The sequence below is a fragment of the Sulfurimonas sp. HSL3-2 genome (genome assembly GCF_039645965.1).
In the GTDB taxonomy this organism is placed as follows: domain Bacteria; phylum Campylobacterota; class Campylobacteria; order Campylobacterales; family Sulfurimonadaceae; genus Hydrocurvibacter; species Hydrocurvibacter mobilis.
In genome coordinates, this window is record NZ_CP147917.1 from 1 (window position 1) to 14,351 (window position 14,351).

At 37.0% G+C, this 14,351-nt stretch carries 12 protein-coding genes; 9 read left to right on the forward strand and 3 right to left on the reverse strand.

Annotated features, from left to right (window positions below; genetic code table 11):
• Nucleotides 1-111: 111 nt before the first annotated feature.
• The 6 genes from dnaA (at nucleotide 112) to WCX87_RS00030 (ending at nucleotide 7,397) form a co-directional block, all read left to right on the forward strand.
• Nucleotides 112-1,428 (forward strand): chromosomal replication initiator protein DnaA, encoded by a 1,317-nt coding sequence (gene dnaA, locus WCX87_RS00005; RefSeq protein WP_345979995.1) that lies wholly within the window; start codon nucleotides 112-114, stop codon nucleotides 1,426-1,428.
• Nucleotides 1,429-1,619: 191 nt separating this feature from the next.
• Entirely contained in the window at nucleotides 1,620-2,687 is a 1,068-nt protein-coding gene (dnaN, locus tag WCX87_RS00010) for a DNA polymerase III subunit beta (RefSeq protein WP_345979996.1), read from the forward strand.
• Between the two features lie 113 nt (nucleotides 2,688-2,800).
• Nucleotides 2,801-5,113, forward strand: coding sequence for a DNA topoisomerase (ATP-hydrolyzing) subunit B (gene gyrB, locus WCX87_RS00015; protein WP_345979997.1), 2,313 nt, complete (start codon nucleotides 2,801-2,803; stop codon nucleotides 5,111-5,113).
• 11 nt (nucleotides 5,114-5,124) lie between these two features.
• On the forward strand, nucleotides 5,125-6,519 hold the full coding sequence (locus tag WCX87_RS00020) for a GGDEF domain-containing protein (RefSeq protein WP_345979998.1): 1,395 nt from the start codon (nucleotides 5,125-5,127) through the stop codon (nucleotides 6,517-6,519).
• Nucleotides 6,519-6,902 carry a preQ(1) synthase gene (gene queF / locus WCX87_RS00025; RefSeq protein WP_345979999.1) on the forward strand — a complete coding sequence of 128 codons (384 nt, stop codon included), beginning with the start codon at nucleotides 6,519-6,521 and terminating at the stop codon, nucleotides 6,900-6,902. Before WCX87_RS00020 ends, queF begins: the two co-directional genes overlap by 1 nt.
• A gap of 24 nt (nucleotides 6,903-6,926) precedes the next feature.
• Nucleotides 6,927-7,397, forward strand: a complete 471-nt coding sequence (locus WCX87_RS00030; RefSeq protein WP_345980000.1) for a hypothetical protein — start codon at nucleotides 6,927-6,929, stop codon at nucleotides 7,395-7,397.
• On the opposite strand, the gene WCX87_RS00035 is transcribed toward WCX87_RS00030, so the two are convergent.
• Genes WCX87_RS00035 through WCX87_RS00045 form a run of 3 tightly spaced genes read right to left on the reverse strand, consistent with a single transcriptional unit; the run spans nucleotide 7,384 to nucleotide 10,703 of the window.
• Entirely contained in the window at nucleotides 7,384-8,628 is a 1,245-nt protein-coding gene (locus WCX87_RS00035) for a CCA tRNA nucleotidyltransferase (RefSeq protein ID WP_345980001.1), read from the reverse strand. The genes WCX87_RS00030 and WCX87_RS00035 overlap by 14 nt on opposite strands.
• Nucleotides 8,625-10,016, reverse strand: a complete 1,392-nt coding sequence (locus WCX87_RS00040) for a HAMP domain-containing sensor histidine kinase (protein WP_345980002.1) — start codon at nucleotides 10,014-10,016, stop codon at nucleotides 8,625-8,627. The genes WCX87_RS00035 and WCX87_RS00040 overlap by 4 nt, the downstream gene beginning before the upstream one ends.
• Nucleotides 10,017-10,028: 12 nt before the next feature.
• Nucleotides 10,029-10,703 carry a response regulator transcription factor gene (locus WCX87_RS00045; RefSeq protein WP_345980003.1) on the reverse strand — a complete coding sequence of 225 codons (675 nt, stop codon included), beginning with the start codon at nucleotides 10,701-10,703 and terminating at the stop codon, nucleotides 10,029-10,031.
• A gap of 172 nt (nucleotides 10,704-10,875) precedes the next feature.
• On the opposite strand from WCX87_RS00045, the gene typA reads away from it, so the two are divergent.
• From typA to WCX87_RS00060, 3 genes are all read left to right on the forward strand, one after another.
• On the forward strand, nucleotides 10,876-12,678 hold the full coding sequence (gene typA / locus WCX87_RS00050; protein WP_345980004.1) for a translational GTPase TypA: 1,803 nt from the start codon (nucleotides 10,876-10,878) through the stop codon (nucleotides 12,676-12,678).
• Between the two features lie 135 nt (nucleotides 12,679-12,813).
• Entirely contained in the window at nucleotides 12,814-13,230 is a 417-nt protein-coding gene (locus WCX87_RS00055) for a hypothetical protein (RefSeq protein WP_345980005.1), read from the forward strand.
• Between the two features lie 91 nt (nucleotides 13,231-13,321).
• Entirely contained in the window at nucleotides 13,322-14,344 is a 1,023-nt protein-coding gene (locus WCX87_RS00060) for a ribonucleotide-diphosphate reductase subunit beta (protein WP_345980006.1), read from the forward strand.
• Nucleotides 14,345-14,351 lie beyond the last annotated feature (7 nt).

The window sequence follows — 14,351 nt, forward strand, 5'->3', positions numbered from 1 at the left end:
ATGTGAAAAACATTATTCACATAGATTTTGCTACCTGTTTAATGTACTTCTATAGTGATTGATGATATTATTCACATAGTTAATTCACACATCATTCACATAAGGCAATTTATGAATATCGGCGAAAAAGTCCTTTCTAAACTCAAAGAAGAGATACCTGAAATCGAATATAACAGATATATTAAGCAGCTCTCATTCGATGAAAAAAAATCAAGCAGCGATAATGCGATCTATTATGCACCGAACACTTTGATAGCAAACTATATAAAAACGAAATTTTCTGAAAAGATCTCCCATCTTTTTGAAGTATACAGTTCAAATAAAGTGAATGTCGTCATAACACTTAAGTCCAAAGCCGATGTATCTGTCAAAGCGGCAAAAAACGTCGTGGACAAAGAGAAGATCAAACACTCTTTACTTAACCCTTCACATACCTTTGACAACTTCGTCGTTGGCGGCTCCAACCAGTTTGCATATGCGGCAGCAAAAAGCGTAAGTGAAAAACCAGGAGATATCTACAACCCTCTTTTTATCTACGGCGGTGTAGGGATCGGGAAGACCCACCTTATGCAGGCTGTCGGAAACGTGTTACAAAACCAAGGCAAAAACGTTATCTATACATCCGTAGAGCAGTTCCTAAACGACTTCCTCCGCCATCTTAGAAACGGAAATATGGACAGATTCAAAGATAAATATAGAAACTGTGATGTCCTGCTCATAGACGATATCCAGTTCTTAAGCAACAAAGACTCTCTTCAAGAGGAGTTCTTCCATACATTCGAAGCGCTTAAAAACGATAAGAAGCAGATCATTATCACATCCGATAAACATCCAAAACAGATAGGAGGCCTTGAAGAGAGACTTAAAAGCCGTTTTGAATGGGGACTTATCGCAGATATCCAGCCGCCGGAATTAGAGACGAAGATCAACATCATCAAGAAAAAATGTGAGATCAACCGTATCAAACTCAACAACGATGTCATAAACTATATCGCGACGATCATCGAAAACAACGCGCGTGAGATAGAAGGGATCCTCTCAAAACTTCACGCCTATGCAAAACTGATGAATATCGATATCAACATCGAGTTTGCGAAAAACGTACTAAAAGAGCAGCAGCGTGAAAACCGTGCAAACATCACGATCGATCTTATTATGGATATTGTTGCAAAAGAGTTAAACGTGAAACCAAGTGAGATCAAATCAAAAAGCAGATCTAGAAATATCGTCTATGCAAGACGCATCGCTATTTACCTGTGTCGTGACCTGACTACAAACTCTATGCCTCAACTTGCTCAATACTTTGGTATGAAAGACCATACGGCCATATCTCATACTATGAAAAAGATCAACGAGCTTATAAAAAACGATGAGGATTTTAGAACAAAAATCGAGGAGTTAAACAATAAAATAAAGTCAACTTCGTAATTGAAAAGATTTTATTTGTAAGCTTACTGAAAAAAAAGATATAATTTGCATAGTGAAAAGATGTGAAAGATACCTGTATGTGAATTCACATAGATATGTTGCTGTGTATTGGGTTGTTGTTGATTTATTCACATACTCACAACCACCTACTACTACGTACTAAAAATTTAAAAAATAAATAGGAAAATTAGATGAAAATTACAATAGCTAAATCTATACTAGAAAATATACTTATCTCTTCTCAACCGTTTCTTGAAAAAAAAGATACATCACAGATAACATCTCATGTTTATATAAAAGTTCAAAACTCTGTATTAACACTAAAAGCTACAGACTATGAGATAGGTCTACATGTAACTGTCGATCAAGTAAACTCTATTGAAGACGGTGAAGTAACTGCTAACGGTAAAAAGCTTCTTGATATTATCAGAATACTAAAAGACTCTGATGTCACATTAGAAACTAAAAACGATATTCTTCATATCTCTCAAGCTAGTTCAAATTTTAAATTGCCTACATTCTTATCTAATGAATTTCCACTATTTCCAAACTATGAGGGTAAACCGAAGATATCGATAGATTCACATACTCTGATTGAATCACTTAAAAAGATCACACCTGCAATAGATTCGAACAATCCTAAGTTCGAACTAAACGGTGCATTAATCGATATCAAAAATGACAGCATCGCATTTGTATCAACTGACACTAGACGTTTAGCACTCGTTAACATCGAAAACTCTACACAAAATATACTTTCAATCATTATCCCTAAAAAAGCTATCATTGAGATCCAAAAACTATTTTTTGATAATATTGAGATCTATTACGATAATACTTACCTGATCATTCACTCTGATCAGTACACGTTCTATACAAAACTTATAAACGGAAAATTTCCTGATTATTCTAGAATCATTCCAAAAGAGATATCTAAAACTATCGTACTTCCTAAATCTATCATTATCGATTCTATAAAACAGATCACTACGATCTCAAACGATATGAAGATAACTCTTCATAATGACAAAATCATTTTCGAAAGTCTAAGCAATGACAATATCGAAGCAAAAACTGAAATAACTCATACAACAGGATTTGATGAGCCGTTTATGTTAGCAGTCAACAGCAGATATATTCTAGACTTCCTTGCACAGATAGATAATCAAGAATTTACTATAGGATTAAACGACTCAAACCTTCCTTTTGTTTTAACAGATGAAAACTTTAAAACAATTGTCATGCCGATAGTTATATAAATCTTCACAAAAGAGTCTTTATTGAGACTCTTTTATTACAACTTGTCATAAAAAATAAACTTCTTAACAATTTTTAGATAAAATAAAAACAATTTATACTCTTTGGAGCAGATATGGAACAAAATTACGGTGCAGGTAACATTAAAGTTTTAAAAGGACTAGAAGCTGTAAGAAAACGTCCTGGTATGTACATCGGTGACACAGGTCATCGTGGACTTCACCATTTAGTATATGAGGTAATCGATAACTCGATAGATGAGGCGATGGCAGGATACTGTGATACGATCACGGTAGAGCTGACAAAAGCAGGTACTGCTAGAATATCTGATAACGGGCGTGGTATTCCTACAGGAATGCACCCTACTGAGGGAATGTCTGCAGCAACTGTCGTTTTAACGGTTCTGCATGCCGGTGGAAAGTTCGATAAAGACACATATAAAGTCTCTGGTGGTCTACACGGGGTCGGTGTCTCTGTTGTAAATGCACTTTCTGCAGATCTGAAGATGACTATCCATAGAGACGGTCAAACACACTATCAAGAATTTAAATCAGGTATACCTCAAAAAGAGTTAGAAGTTATCGGAACAACTCGTAAACACGGAACGACGATAGAGTTTTTTCCGGATTCTACGATCTTTACTGAAACAATAACTTTTGAATATGACTATCTTGCACGTCGTTTTAAAGAGCTTGCTTATCTAAACCCAAAAATAAAAATTATTTTCATTGATGAAAGAGACGATAGAAAAGAGGAGTACCACTTTGAAGGCGGTATCACTCAATTCGTTGAAGACTTAAACAAAAAAGAAAAAGTCGCATCAGTATATGAGTTCAATGAAAAAATAGAAGATATCGAAGTAGATATCGCATTTATGTACAATGATACTTATGATGAAAAAGTTTACAGTTTCGTAAACAATATTCGTACTCCAAACGGTGGAACACACGAAGCTGGTTTCCGTGCTGCACTTACACGTGTTATCTCTAACTACAACACAAAAAATGGAAACGCAAAAGAGAAAGATGTAAAAATAAGCGGTGAAGATGCTTCTGAGGGACTTATCGCTATTGTCTCTGCTCGTGTTCCTGAACCTCAGTTCGAAGGTCAGACGAAAGGGAAACTCGGAAATACTTATGTAAGACCGTTAGTTCAAAAAGCGACATACGAAAAACTGAGTAAATACTTTGAAGAAAATCCTATCGAAGCAAAAGCGATAGTCCAAAAATCTCTTTTAGCTGCGAAGGGTCGTGAAGCTGCTAAAAAAGCACGTGATCTTACTCGTAGAAAAGATTCTATGAGTGTCGGAACACTTCCCGGTAAACTTGCAGATTGTCAAAGTAAAGATGCTACAATATCTGAACTTTACCTGGTGGAAGGGGATTCTGCGGGCGGTTCTGCAAAACAGGGGCGTGATCGTGTTTTCCAAGCGATATTGCCACTTAAAGGTAAGATCCTTAACGTTGAAAAAGCAAGACTAGACAAGATATTAAAATCTGAAGAGATCACAAATATGATCACAGCTTTAGGATGCGGTATTGGTGATGAGTACAATGAAGAAAAACTTCGTTATCACAAGATCATTATCATGACCGATGCGGACGTCGACGGTTCACATATCCAGACACTATTGCTTACGTTCTTCTTCCGTCATTTCCGTCATATTGTAGAAAACGGCTATCTGTATCTTGCACAGCCACCTCTTTACAGATACAAAAAAGGAAAAAAAGAGATCTACTTTAAAGATGACAGACATATGAACGACTTCCTGATCGAAAACGGTGTCGAATCTTATCCGGTAGAAGGGATCGGTCAAAACGACCTTATCTCATTCTTTAAGATGGTCGATCACTATAAGACATCTTTAGATGCTCTTGAGCGCAGATATGCTCTGATCGATCTTATCCGTTATTTTATTGAGAACCCGGATATTATCGGAGTGCCTTATAAAGAGATGTTCGAAAAAGTAAAAGCATTCTTAGAAGCAAATAACAATAACTTACTGACATATACTGTTTCAGATGAGCAGATACATATCTTTGTTCAGACACAAGGCGGTATGGAAGAGTTAGTTATTAATGATGATCTGTTTACAGCTCCTCACTTTAATGAAGCAAACTACATCTACCAAAAGATCAAAGAGTGGGATCTTAAACTTGAAGGCGATCTGATTAAGATCTTAGAAGAGGTAAAAGATTTCGCTAAAAAAGGTTCATATATCCAACGTTATAAAGGTCTAGGTGAGATGAACCCTGAACAGTTATGGGAAACGACTATGACTCCTGAAAATAGAGTTCTTTTACGTGTGGCGATCGAAGATGCCGAACTGGCTTCTGATACATTTACACTATTTATGGGCGATGAAGTAGAACCGCGCCGTAACTATATTGAGACACACGCTAAAGATGTTAAGCATCTAGACGTGTAATAACATACGTTATGATATTACCTGAAAAAAAAGAGAGGGAAAATAGATTTAAACTAGCCCTGAGAATGGGCCTTCCTATCTTTTTTCTAGGGCTTTTGTCTATTTTTATTTTTTTAAATCAACCTGCTAAAGACATAACATCATCTTTTTATATTGGCGCAACACTTATACTTGCGATCATGATATATTTCTTTTTATACATGATATATAGAGGATTTGATGAACGTATAACAGATCCGATAACAAATACGTTTACACGTGAATATATGTATAAGTACTTAAAAAAAGAGATCTTAAAAGAGAACTATACAGTTATGTTGGTCTCAATAGAAAACCTTCATTCGATAAATGAGACTTACGGAATAAAAAACGGGGATATAGTACTAAAACGTACCGTTAGAGAGATAACAAAGTTTTTATATTCCAAAGGGATATATAACTTTCCGTTAGGTCACATAAAAGGCGGAGATTTTTTAATAGGGCTAGAGGAAAGTAAAGATGAATATCTGTCTGTTATGGACCTGATGTGTCTGAAATTTTCAAGTTTTCTTATAAACAATATCGAGGTACAGATAGTCGGTTCGATAATAGATAATAATTTTTCAAAAAATTTAGATTATATGATAGATTATCTTTTCGAACAACAGAGTTTGAAAAAATCTTCAAAAGAGATCATAAAAGATGAAGACATGATAGATCCTAACGATCTTGAGATGTCTATAATAGATGCTATAAGAAACAGCAGTTTTAAAATATATAGTCAAAGTGTCTACGATAAAAACGGAAATATTTTTCTTGACGACCTCTCAGCTAAACTTATGATAAAAGATAAAGTTGTCCATCAAAAGGTCTTTATCCCTGTTGTAAACAGGCTGGGACTGGCTAAAGAGTATGATCTTATGCTTTTGGATGAAGTGGCAAAAAAGATATCTTTGGATGATAACATCTGTTCATTCAGTATATCCCCGACTACGGTTAGAGAAGCACATTTTTTATCATACATGAAAAGTTTGATGGATTCCTATCCGGCAATAAAAAATAGAGTAGTTTTTTTACTGTCGGAGATAGATTACTATAACAATATAACACGTTATAGTCAAACGATACAGAGTCTAAGAAGAATGGGTATATCTATAGCTATCGACAGGTTTGGCGAGTATCATTCAAGTTCTCTGTATTTTAGGGAAATAGAAGTCGACATGGTTAGATTTGACTCCAGATATACAAAAAATTTGAAATCAGAAAGATATAAGAAGGTACTAAAAGGTCTGCATGAGAGCGTAAACTCTTTAAACTCAAGGTCTTGGATCAAGATGGTAGAGGATGAAGAGACATATGAAATAGCACAAGAGATCGGTATCGATATAATACAGGGTAAATACCTAGATAATTTGAAGGAGAGATAATGAAATACGGTGAAAAAATAGTAACAGAATTTGATATAGAAAAAGATATAGAGATATGGCCTAATGAGCATAAACGTGATTATCTTATTAAGATGACACTTCCGGAGTTCAGCTGTCTGTGTCCAAGAAGCGGATACCCGGACTACGCGACGATATATCTCGAATATACACCAAATGACTGGGTCATAGAGTTAAAAGCTATAAAGCTGTATATCAACTCGTTTAGAAACAGATATATTTCACATGAGAACGGTGCAAATGAGATATATGAACTTTTACAAACAAAACTAAAACCGAAATATCTTAAAGTTATTGCCGATTATAACCCTAGAGGAAATGTTCATACGGTAATCGAGATAGACAGTTCTAAAGTGGAGCTGTAAACAGATATATAAAAAGAGGTCGGCATGCTTAAAAAATTACTTGGAAAAGAGAAAGAGTTTATTTCTAAAAATGACACTAAACAGCTTGCCGAGTATATAGCGAAAGCCGGACTGACAGAGCTACGCTCTTTACTTCTTGGACAAGTGACAAGATTTAAAGTAGATGAAAACACTGTTATAGAGGTTTTAAAAAAACTGACTTCTCAAGATGAGAACACAAAAAAAAGATTTTTGGAAAAAGACGACAATGACACAAAGCTGAAAAAAGCTTTCGATACAGTGATTACTGCGGCGAAAAGTAAAGAGGTGTCTGTGGAAGCTGTCGAGCTTATAGAAAAATTTATGAGGATGTATAAAGACCTGATAGATGATTATGATCTCAGAAACAAACAGGTCTATATGCATAAACTGGCAAAAGCGGCAGAACACTCTCTTTCGTTTATAGAACAGATCCTAAACTATTTGAACAAACTGTCGGTGATCAATAAAGGTTGAACTCTTTAAGGTACTCTTTGAGCCACAGTTTTGCATCGTCGTATGTTAAGAAGTGCTCTCGTAACTGCGCATCGTAAAGCGCATTCAATATATCTGAAAAGATCGGTGAAGGCTCTAACCCTAAAGCGATCAGATCACGTCCTAAAATAAGCGGCTTTGGCTTACATGTAAGGACATCTAAGACAATAGCCCTCTCTTTGATCTCATCATATCTTACTTCTCTCGCCTCATGTATCAGTAAAAGGTTCTTTATATTGACCTTCGTACTTAAGATATTGACCTCATAGTCTGTTATAACGTCAGAGGAGAGCCGTTCTAAATGGTTTTTATGGATATAAAGGTTTAAAACCTCTTGGATGATATCCTTTTCATCTAAAAGCTTGTGTAAAAAAGATTCGACTTCGTGAGCTGAATTAAAATCAAAGACTAATACGCTAAGCATCAAGATAACATCTGTTTTAAGATCGTTTGTCTTAAGCTCTGCCATGTTGTCGATAAACCTGAGAGTATCATTTGTCAGTGAAAGCTCCGGGTAGTATCTGTCTAAATGAAAACTATCAAAAAGCAAAAAGCCCAGAGAGGGTTTTTTCGCTTTTAAAAGAAGTTTTAACAGCTCTTCATAAATACGTTCTTTGGCAAGTTCCGTTATAAGAGCGTTATCTGATATATATCGGCACAGTTCTACAAGTTCGAGGCTGCATGTAAGCTCAAACCTTGCACAAAACTGCAGGGCTCTAAACACTCTTAACGGGTCTTCTATGAATGTTTTTTGGTTTACATAGGTAAGTGTTTTGTTTTTTAAATCGAGCAGACCGTTATAGGGGTCTAAGATAGATCCGCTTTTTGTATCGTACCCTACGGAGTTGATCGTAAAGTCTCTGCGTTTTGCTGCTTCGGTATATGGAAGCTGTGAATCGAGTGTGACATCGAAGCCTCTGTGACCGGAAGATACTTTTGTCTCTAGTCTCGGGAGGGAGAAGTCGATATCGTAGTCCTCTAAAAAGAGCTTTAAGACGCCGAAGCTTTTTCCGACAAGGCTGAGGGAACCAAAAGGTTTTAATATCTCCATCATCGCATCATAACCGGAGATGTTATAGACCTCTATATCTATATCTTTTGACTCCTTGCCCAAGACGGTATCTCGTATATAACCGCCGACGATAACAGCACTGGCACCGTTACTGTGCAGTGCATCGATGGCAGGGATAAGAAAATCAGGGACCTTGATCATTTTGCCAACGGTTTTAGATCGAAACCAAAAGATGAACCGACGTTTGGTTCGCTTTTAATGATAAGTTCCGTGTTATGAAGTTTCAGGATAAACGAGACGATCGCAAGACCAAGACCCATAGAATTATCCCAACTGTTTGTCTTTACTCTGTAAAACTTTGAAGTGATCTTGTCGATCTCGGAGCTGTCAAAACCTACACCATGGTCATTTACCGACAACACGCAGTCGGATATCTTTATCTCTACATTGTCTTCAGAGTACTTAAGTGCATTATCCACAAGGTTTATCAGTACAAGCTCTATCATCGTTTTATCCGCAAATACCTTACAGTGTTCGATGTTCAGGTCTATATCACGCTCTTTATATTTTGCTTTTAAGTTGTTGGCGGTATCGACACACATGTCATAGATATCAAATTCGGTCGCTGTTATAGAAAGGTCGTTGTTCTCTAATTTTATGGAGAGAGCCAGTCTGTCTATCATCGTAGATATTTTTTTGGCATTTGAAAGGATCTTGTCTAAAAATTTATTGCGTATTTGGATATTGATATCTTCATCATCGCGAATAGTCTCGGTATATCCCATGATGGCAGCGACAGGGTTTTTAAACTCATGAGAGATCGCCGAGAGAATGTCATTTCTCTGTTTGTTAATAAGTCTGAGTTTCGCTTCGTTCTTTCTTTTTTTCTTTTCGCGGTTTGCCAGTTTTTTTACAAGGTTTTTGAGCAGCAGCGAGATATGTAAAAATTCATGAAAATACTTTGTTTTCACTATCGCTTTGTAGTTTTTGTTCGATATCTCATTTAAATATACTGCTATCTGATCGATATCATAGTTGACTCTTTTACTTATCTTGTTCGTGATAAACAGTGCAATCAGGATGAAAACGGCATATACAAGTATTATCTTAATATATATGCTGTAAAACTCCTCTTCTAAGACATTTAGATTTTGAGCTACTCTTATGTATCTGTAGGTGTCTTTGTATTTTATATATTTCGCTACATATAAGAACTGGTGGTGAAGTGTTGCGGACTCTCTTATGGATGATCCGTAAGTCGACTCTTTTGCCTGCAGTATCTCGACTCTTTTAAGATGGTTTTCCATCTTCAGTTTGTCATAGTTCGTCTCCGCTACAACATTTCCCTTATCATCGACTATCGTTATACGTTTTTCCGATACGGTATGGATATTTTTTATAAACTGTCCTATATTTTGGATGTTAGGCAGATTTTGATCTATGATGTTTATGATGTCAATAAGCTCTTTTTTCGAATTTTCAAGGATAATGGACTTGAGTGCAAAATAGCTTACGACCGATGTTACAAGAAGTGTAGCGATATACAGCCCAAGAAAATTATATAAAAAATATCTATGAAGTTTTAACAAGCAGTTTCCTTTTTAATACAGCGTATATCCGACACCGCGGACACTTTTAATATACTCTTTTTCTTTTGTCGGATCGATCTTCTCTTTTAAGCGGTTAATGGCGACATTGACCGTTCTGTCTTGATAAATCTCGTCATTGCCCCATACATGTTCCAGCAGATAATCTCTGTCAAGCACGATGTTTTGGTTTTGGATGAGTGTAAGCAGAAGATCGAACTCCAGTTTTGTAAGCTCTATCTTCTTATCATCGACCAAGACAATGCGTGAATCAAGTTTAAGCGTTATATCTTTGTAGGAGATCTCTTTTAATGCAGAGATAGGTTTTGTCCTTTTTAAAACGGCTTTTATTCTAAAAAGAAGTTCTTTCATGTTAAAAGGCTTGGTGATATAGTCATCGCCGCCGCTTAAAAAGCCCTCTTCGATGTTCTCGTCACTGTTCTTTGCACTTAGGTAGATGACCGGTGTCTGTACTCCATCTTTTCTGAGACCTGCTATAAACTCGCTTCCCTCCACACCTGGAAGGTTTCTGTCCATAATGATCAGATCCACTTTTTCCTCTTCAAGCAGCTCTTTGACGTTTTTTGTATTTAAAAAACCTATAGTCTCAAATCCCTCTTTGTTCAAGGAATATTCGATCAGTTCTAAGATATCTTCTTCGTCTTCAACGATTACGATTAAATTTTTCATGTTTGCAAAATCACTTTTTATTAATGATATCAAAATAATGATTACTATCTTATTACATATGAAATTTTAAATACTTAGAATTCGTAACAGTAATAACAGTATATTTTGGGTATAATTCCAAAAATTTATCTCTTTAATACAGTTAATGTAAGAGAACTACGAGGAAAATACCTTGCAAAAGATTAGAAATATCGCCGTAATCGCGCACGTTGACCACGGTAAAACAACGTTAGTCGATGGATTATTGGAACAATCAGGAACATTCGGTGCTCACGAGCAACATGATGAAAGAGCAATGGATAGCAATGCACTTGAAAAAGAAAGAGGGATCACGATCCTTTCTAAAAACACTGCTATTCGCTATAAAGACTATAAGATCAACATTATAGATACTCCGGGCCACGCCGATTTCGGTGGAGAGGTCGAGCGTGTTCTTAAGATGGTCGATGGTGTTTTAGTTCTAGTTGACGCGTATGAAGGTGTTATGCCTCAAACAAAATTCGTTGTTAAAAAGATGCTTGCACTTGGTAAAAAGCCTATCGTCGTTATCAACAAGATCGACAAACCTTCAGCTGAGCCTGATCGTGTTGTTGATGAGATGTTCGACCTTTTTGCTGCAATGGATGCAACAGAAGATCAACTTGACTTCCCTGTAATCTATGCTGCTGCACGTAACGGTATAGCAAAACTAGACATGGCTGATGAAGATGGTAACTTCGAATGTATCTTCGAGACTATCCTTAGTCAGATCCCAGAGCCTGAAGGTGATAAAGACAATCCTGTTCAAGCACAGGTATTTACACTTGACTATGATAACTACGTTGGAAAGATCGGTATTTCTCGTATCTTCAACGGTACTATCAAAAAAGGCAGTAACATCGTTCTTGCAAAAGCGGACGGTGAGTTTGTTAAAGGTCGTATCACAAAACTTATCGGTTTCCACGGTCTTAACCGTATGGAGATCGAAGAAGCGGAAGCGGGCGATATCGTTGCATTCGCAGGTCTAGAGACTGTTGATGTTGGAGACAGTGTTTGTGATCCTAACAACCCTATGCCTCTTGACCCGATGCACATCGAAGAACCGACACTTAGCGTTGTTTTCTCTGTAAATGATTCTCCACTAGCTGGAACAGAAGGGAAACACGTTACATCTAACAAGATCAAAGACCGTTTAGAAGCTGAGATGCAGACTAACGTTGCTATGAGATTTGAAGTTGTCGGTGAGGGTAAATTTAAAGTTTCAGGACGTGGTGAACTACAGATCACTGTCCTTGCTGAAAATATGCGTCGTGAAGGTTTTGAATTCGGTATCAGCCGTCCGGAAGTTATCGTTAGAGAGATCGAAGGCGTAAAATGTGAGCCATTCGAGCACCTTGTAATCGACGTTCCTGAAGAGTTCGGCGGTACGGTTATCGAGCGTCTTGGAAAACGTAAAGCTGAGATGAAATCTATGATCCCTATGGGTGAAGGTTTCCAACGTATCGAGTTCGAGATCCCTGCTCGTTCATTGATCGGATTCCGTGGACAGTTCTTGACAGATACAAAAGGTGAGGGGATCATGAACCACTCATTCTTAGAGTTCCGTCCATTCAGCGGTACTGTTGAATCTCGTCAGTATGGTGCACTTATCTCTATGGAAGACGGTGTAGCACTTGCGTACTCACTGTTTAACCTTCAAGACCGTGGTGTACTTTTCGTTTCTCCTCAAGAGAAAGTATATGAAGGTATGGTCGTGGGTGAGCACTCTCGTTCAAACGACCTTGCGGTTAACCCTATTAAAGGAAAAGCGCAGTCAAACGTACGTTCATCTGGTGCAGATGAGGCGATCAAGCTTGTTCCACCTCGTAACAACAGCTTAGAGCGCGCACTAGAGTGGATAGAGGATGATGAACTTCTTGAAGTCACTCCTTTAAATATCCGTATCCGTAAACGTTACTTAACGGAAAACGAACGTAAACGTCACGCTCGTAAATAAGTAAAAAACAATGTTACATGTAAACTCTTACATGTAACTGTTTTTCACACTCTTCACACCCTTTCTAACTCAAATCATCTATTACTTTTTTTAATTACTCTCTTTTAATGATATTATATTGCAAAAGGTGGTGTTATGAAAAAATATATATTGTTAATTGCCAGTGTCTCAGTTTTATTGATCAGCGGTTGTAGTTCAAGTAAAAATGATCCCAAAGAGGTGGCGACACATGTATGTGAAGCTCTTAAGAACATGGACTTTGATCAACTCAAAAATTACACAGACGATGAATCTACAAAACAGATAGAACTTAGTCAAAAACGGATAGATGAGGCAGAAGCGCAGATGAATGCTCTTCCGGAACCGCAGCGCGAAAGCGTTAAGAAGATATATGATAACCAGATGGCTGTCATAAAGCAGAAAATGCTGACTATCAACTGCGAAAACATCGTGATAAAAGATGGTGAAGAGAAAGATACTAAGATAGCGATGATCGATGGAAGACCGACAAAACTGAGGTTGATCGAGGGGAATTGGAAGCTCTCAAAATAACCTTAAAAAATAAATAGTTTTTCTCTCTATGTAATAAACTTTTCTTAATGTGATTGGTACTATAATCACATACTACATAGGGGGAGAAAAAATGCTTAACAGAAAAAAGATATATAATCCAGAGTCAAAAGAACATGTTAATGAGCGTCAGATATTTGGCGGGAATCCTACGGGGATCTTCGAGTTAAATAACATCAAATATCAGTGGGCTTATAACCTGTGGGAAGTTATGTTAAATAACACCTGGTTCCCTAAAGAGGTCGATCTTACTCGCGATGCCAATGATTATAAAAATCTTACAGACTCGGAAAAAACTGCTTATGATAAAGCTCTCTCCCAGCTTATTTTTATGGATTCACTCCAGACAAACAACATCATCGACAATATAAATCCGTATGTGACTGCTCCCGAGGTCAATCTTATCTTGGTCCGCCAGTCATTCGAAGAGGCACTTCACTCTCAAAGTTACGCCGTTATGGTCGACTCGATCTCACAAAACTCGGATGAGATATATGATCTTTGGCGTAAAGATATGATGCTAAAACATAAAAATGATGCGATCGCTGCTGTATATGAGCAGCTATCAAAAGATCCTAGTGAGACAAACTTCTTAAAAGCATGTTTTGCGAATCAGATCCTAGAAGGGATCTATTTTTACAGTGGGTTTACATACATCTACACTCTGGCACGTTCTGGGAAGATGCTTGGTTCAGCGCAGATGATTCGTTTTATTCAGCGTGATGAAGTGACTCACCTTGTACTGTTTAAAAACCTTATCAACACTCTTCGCCGAGATAAACCGTATCTTTTCACAGAGAAATTAAAAGCTGACGTTATAGATATGTTTAAAAAGGCTGTTGAACTTGAAAGCAACTGGGGGCAGTATATTACTCAAGGGCAGATACTCGGTCTTACAAACGAGATAGTCGATCAGTACATAAAATTCTTAGCCGATGAGCGTTTGACTTCTGTCGGATTTGAGAAGATATATAATGTGTCAAACCCTATTAAATGGGTCGATGACTTTGCTAAGTTCAATGATCAAAAAACAAATTTCTTTGAGGGAACAGTGACAAACTACTCAAAAGGAAGTTTGAATTTTGATGATTTCTAGACCTTTA

What these genes read in the sequence shown, in the direction of transcription:
- dnaA (WP_345979995.1), top strand. Translation starts at nt 112, where the DNA reads ATGAATATCGGCGAAAAAGTCCTTTCTAAACTCAAAGAAGAGATACCT.
- dnaN (WP_345979996.1), top strand. Translation starts at nt 1,620, where the DNA reads ATGAAAATTACAATAGCTAAATCTATACTAGAAAATATACTTATCTCT.
- gyrB (WP_345979997.1), top strand. Translation starts at nt 2,801, where the DNA reads ATGGAACAAAATTACGGTGCAGGTAACATTAAAGTTTTAAAAGGACTA.
- WCX87_RS00020 (WP_345979998.1), top strand. Translation starts at nt 5,125, where the DNA reads ATGATATTACCTGAAAAAAAAGAGAGGGAAAATAGATTTAAACTAGCC.
- queF (WP_345979999.1), top strand. Translation starts at nt 6,519, where the DNA reads ATGAAATACGGTGAAAAAATAGTAACAGAATTTGATATAGAAAAAGAT.
- WCX87_RS00030 (WP_345980000.1), top strand. Translation starts at nt 6,927, where the DNA reads ATGCTTAAAAAATTACTTGGAAAAGAGAAAGAGTTTATTTCTAAAAAT.
- WCX87_RS00035 (WP_345980001.1), bottom strand. Translation starts at nt 8,628, where the DNA reads ATGATCAAGGTCCCTGATTTTCTTATCCCTGCCATCGATGCACTGCAC.
- WCX87_RS00045 (WP_345980003.1), bottom strand. Translation starts at nt 10,703, where the DNA reads ATGAAAAATTTAATCGTAATCGTTGAAGACGAAGAAGATATCTTAGAA.
- WCX87_RS00055 (WP_345980005.1), top strand. Translation starts at nt 12,814, where the DNA reads ATGAAAAAATATATATTGTTAATTGCCAGTGTCTCAGTTTTATTGATC.
- WCX87_RS00060 (WP_345980006.1), top strand. Translation starts at nt 13,322, where the DNA reads ATGCTTAACAGAAAAAAGATATATAATCCAGAGTCAAAAGAACATGTT.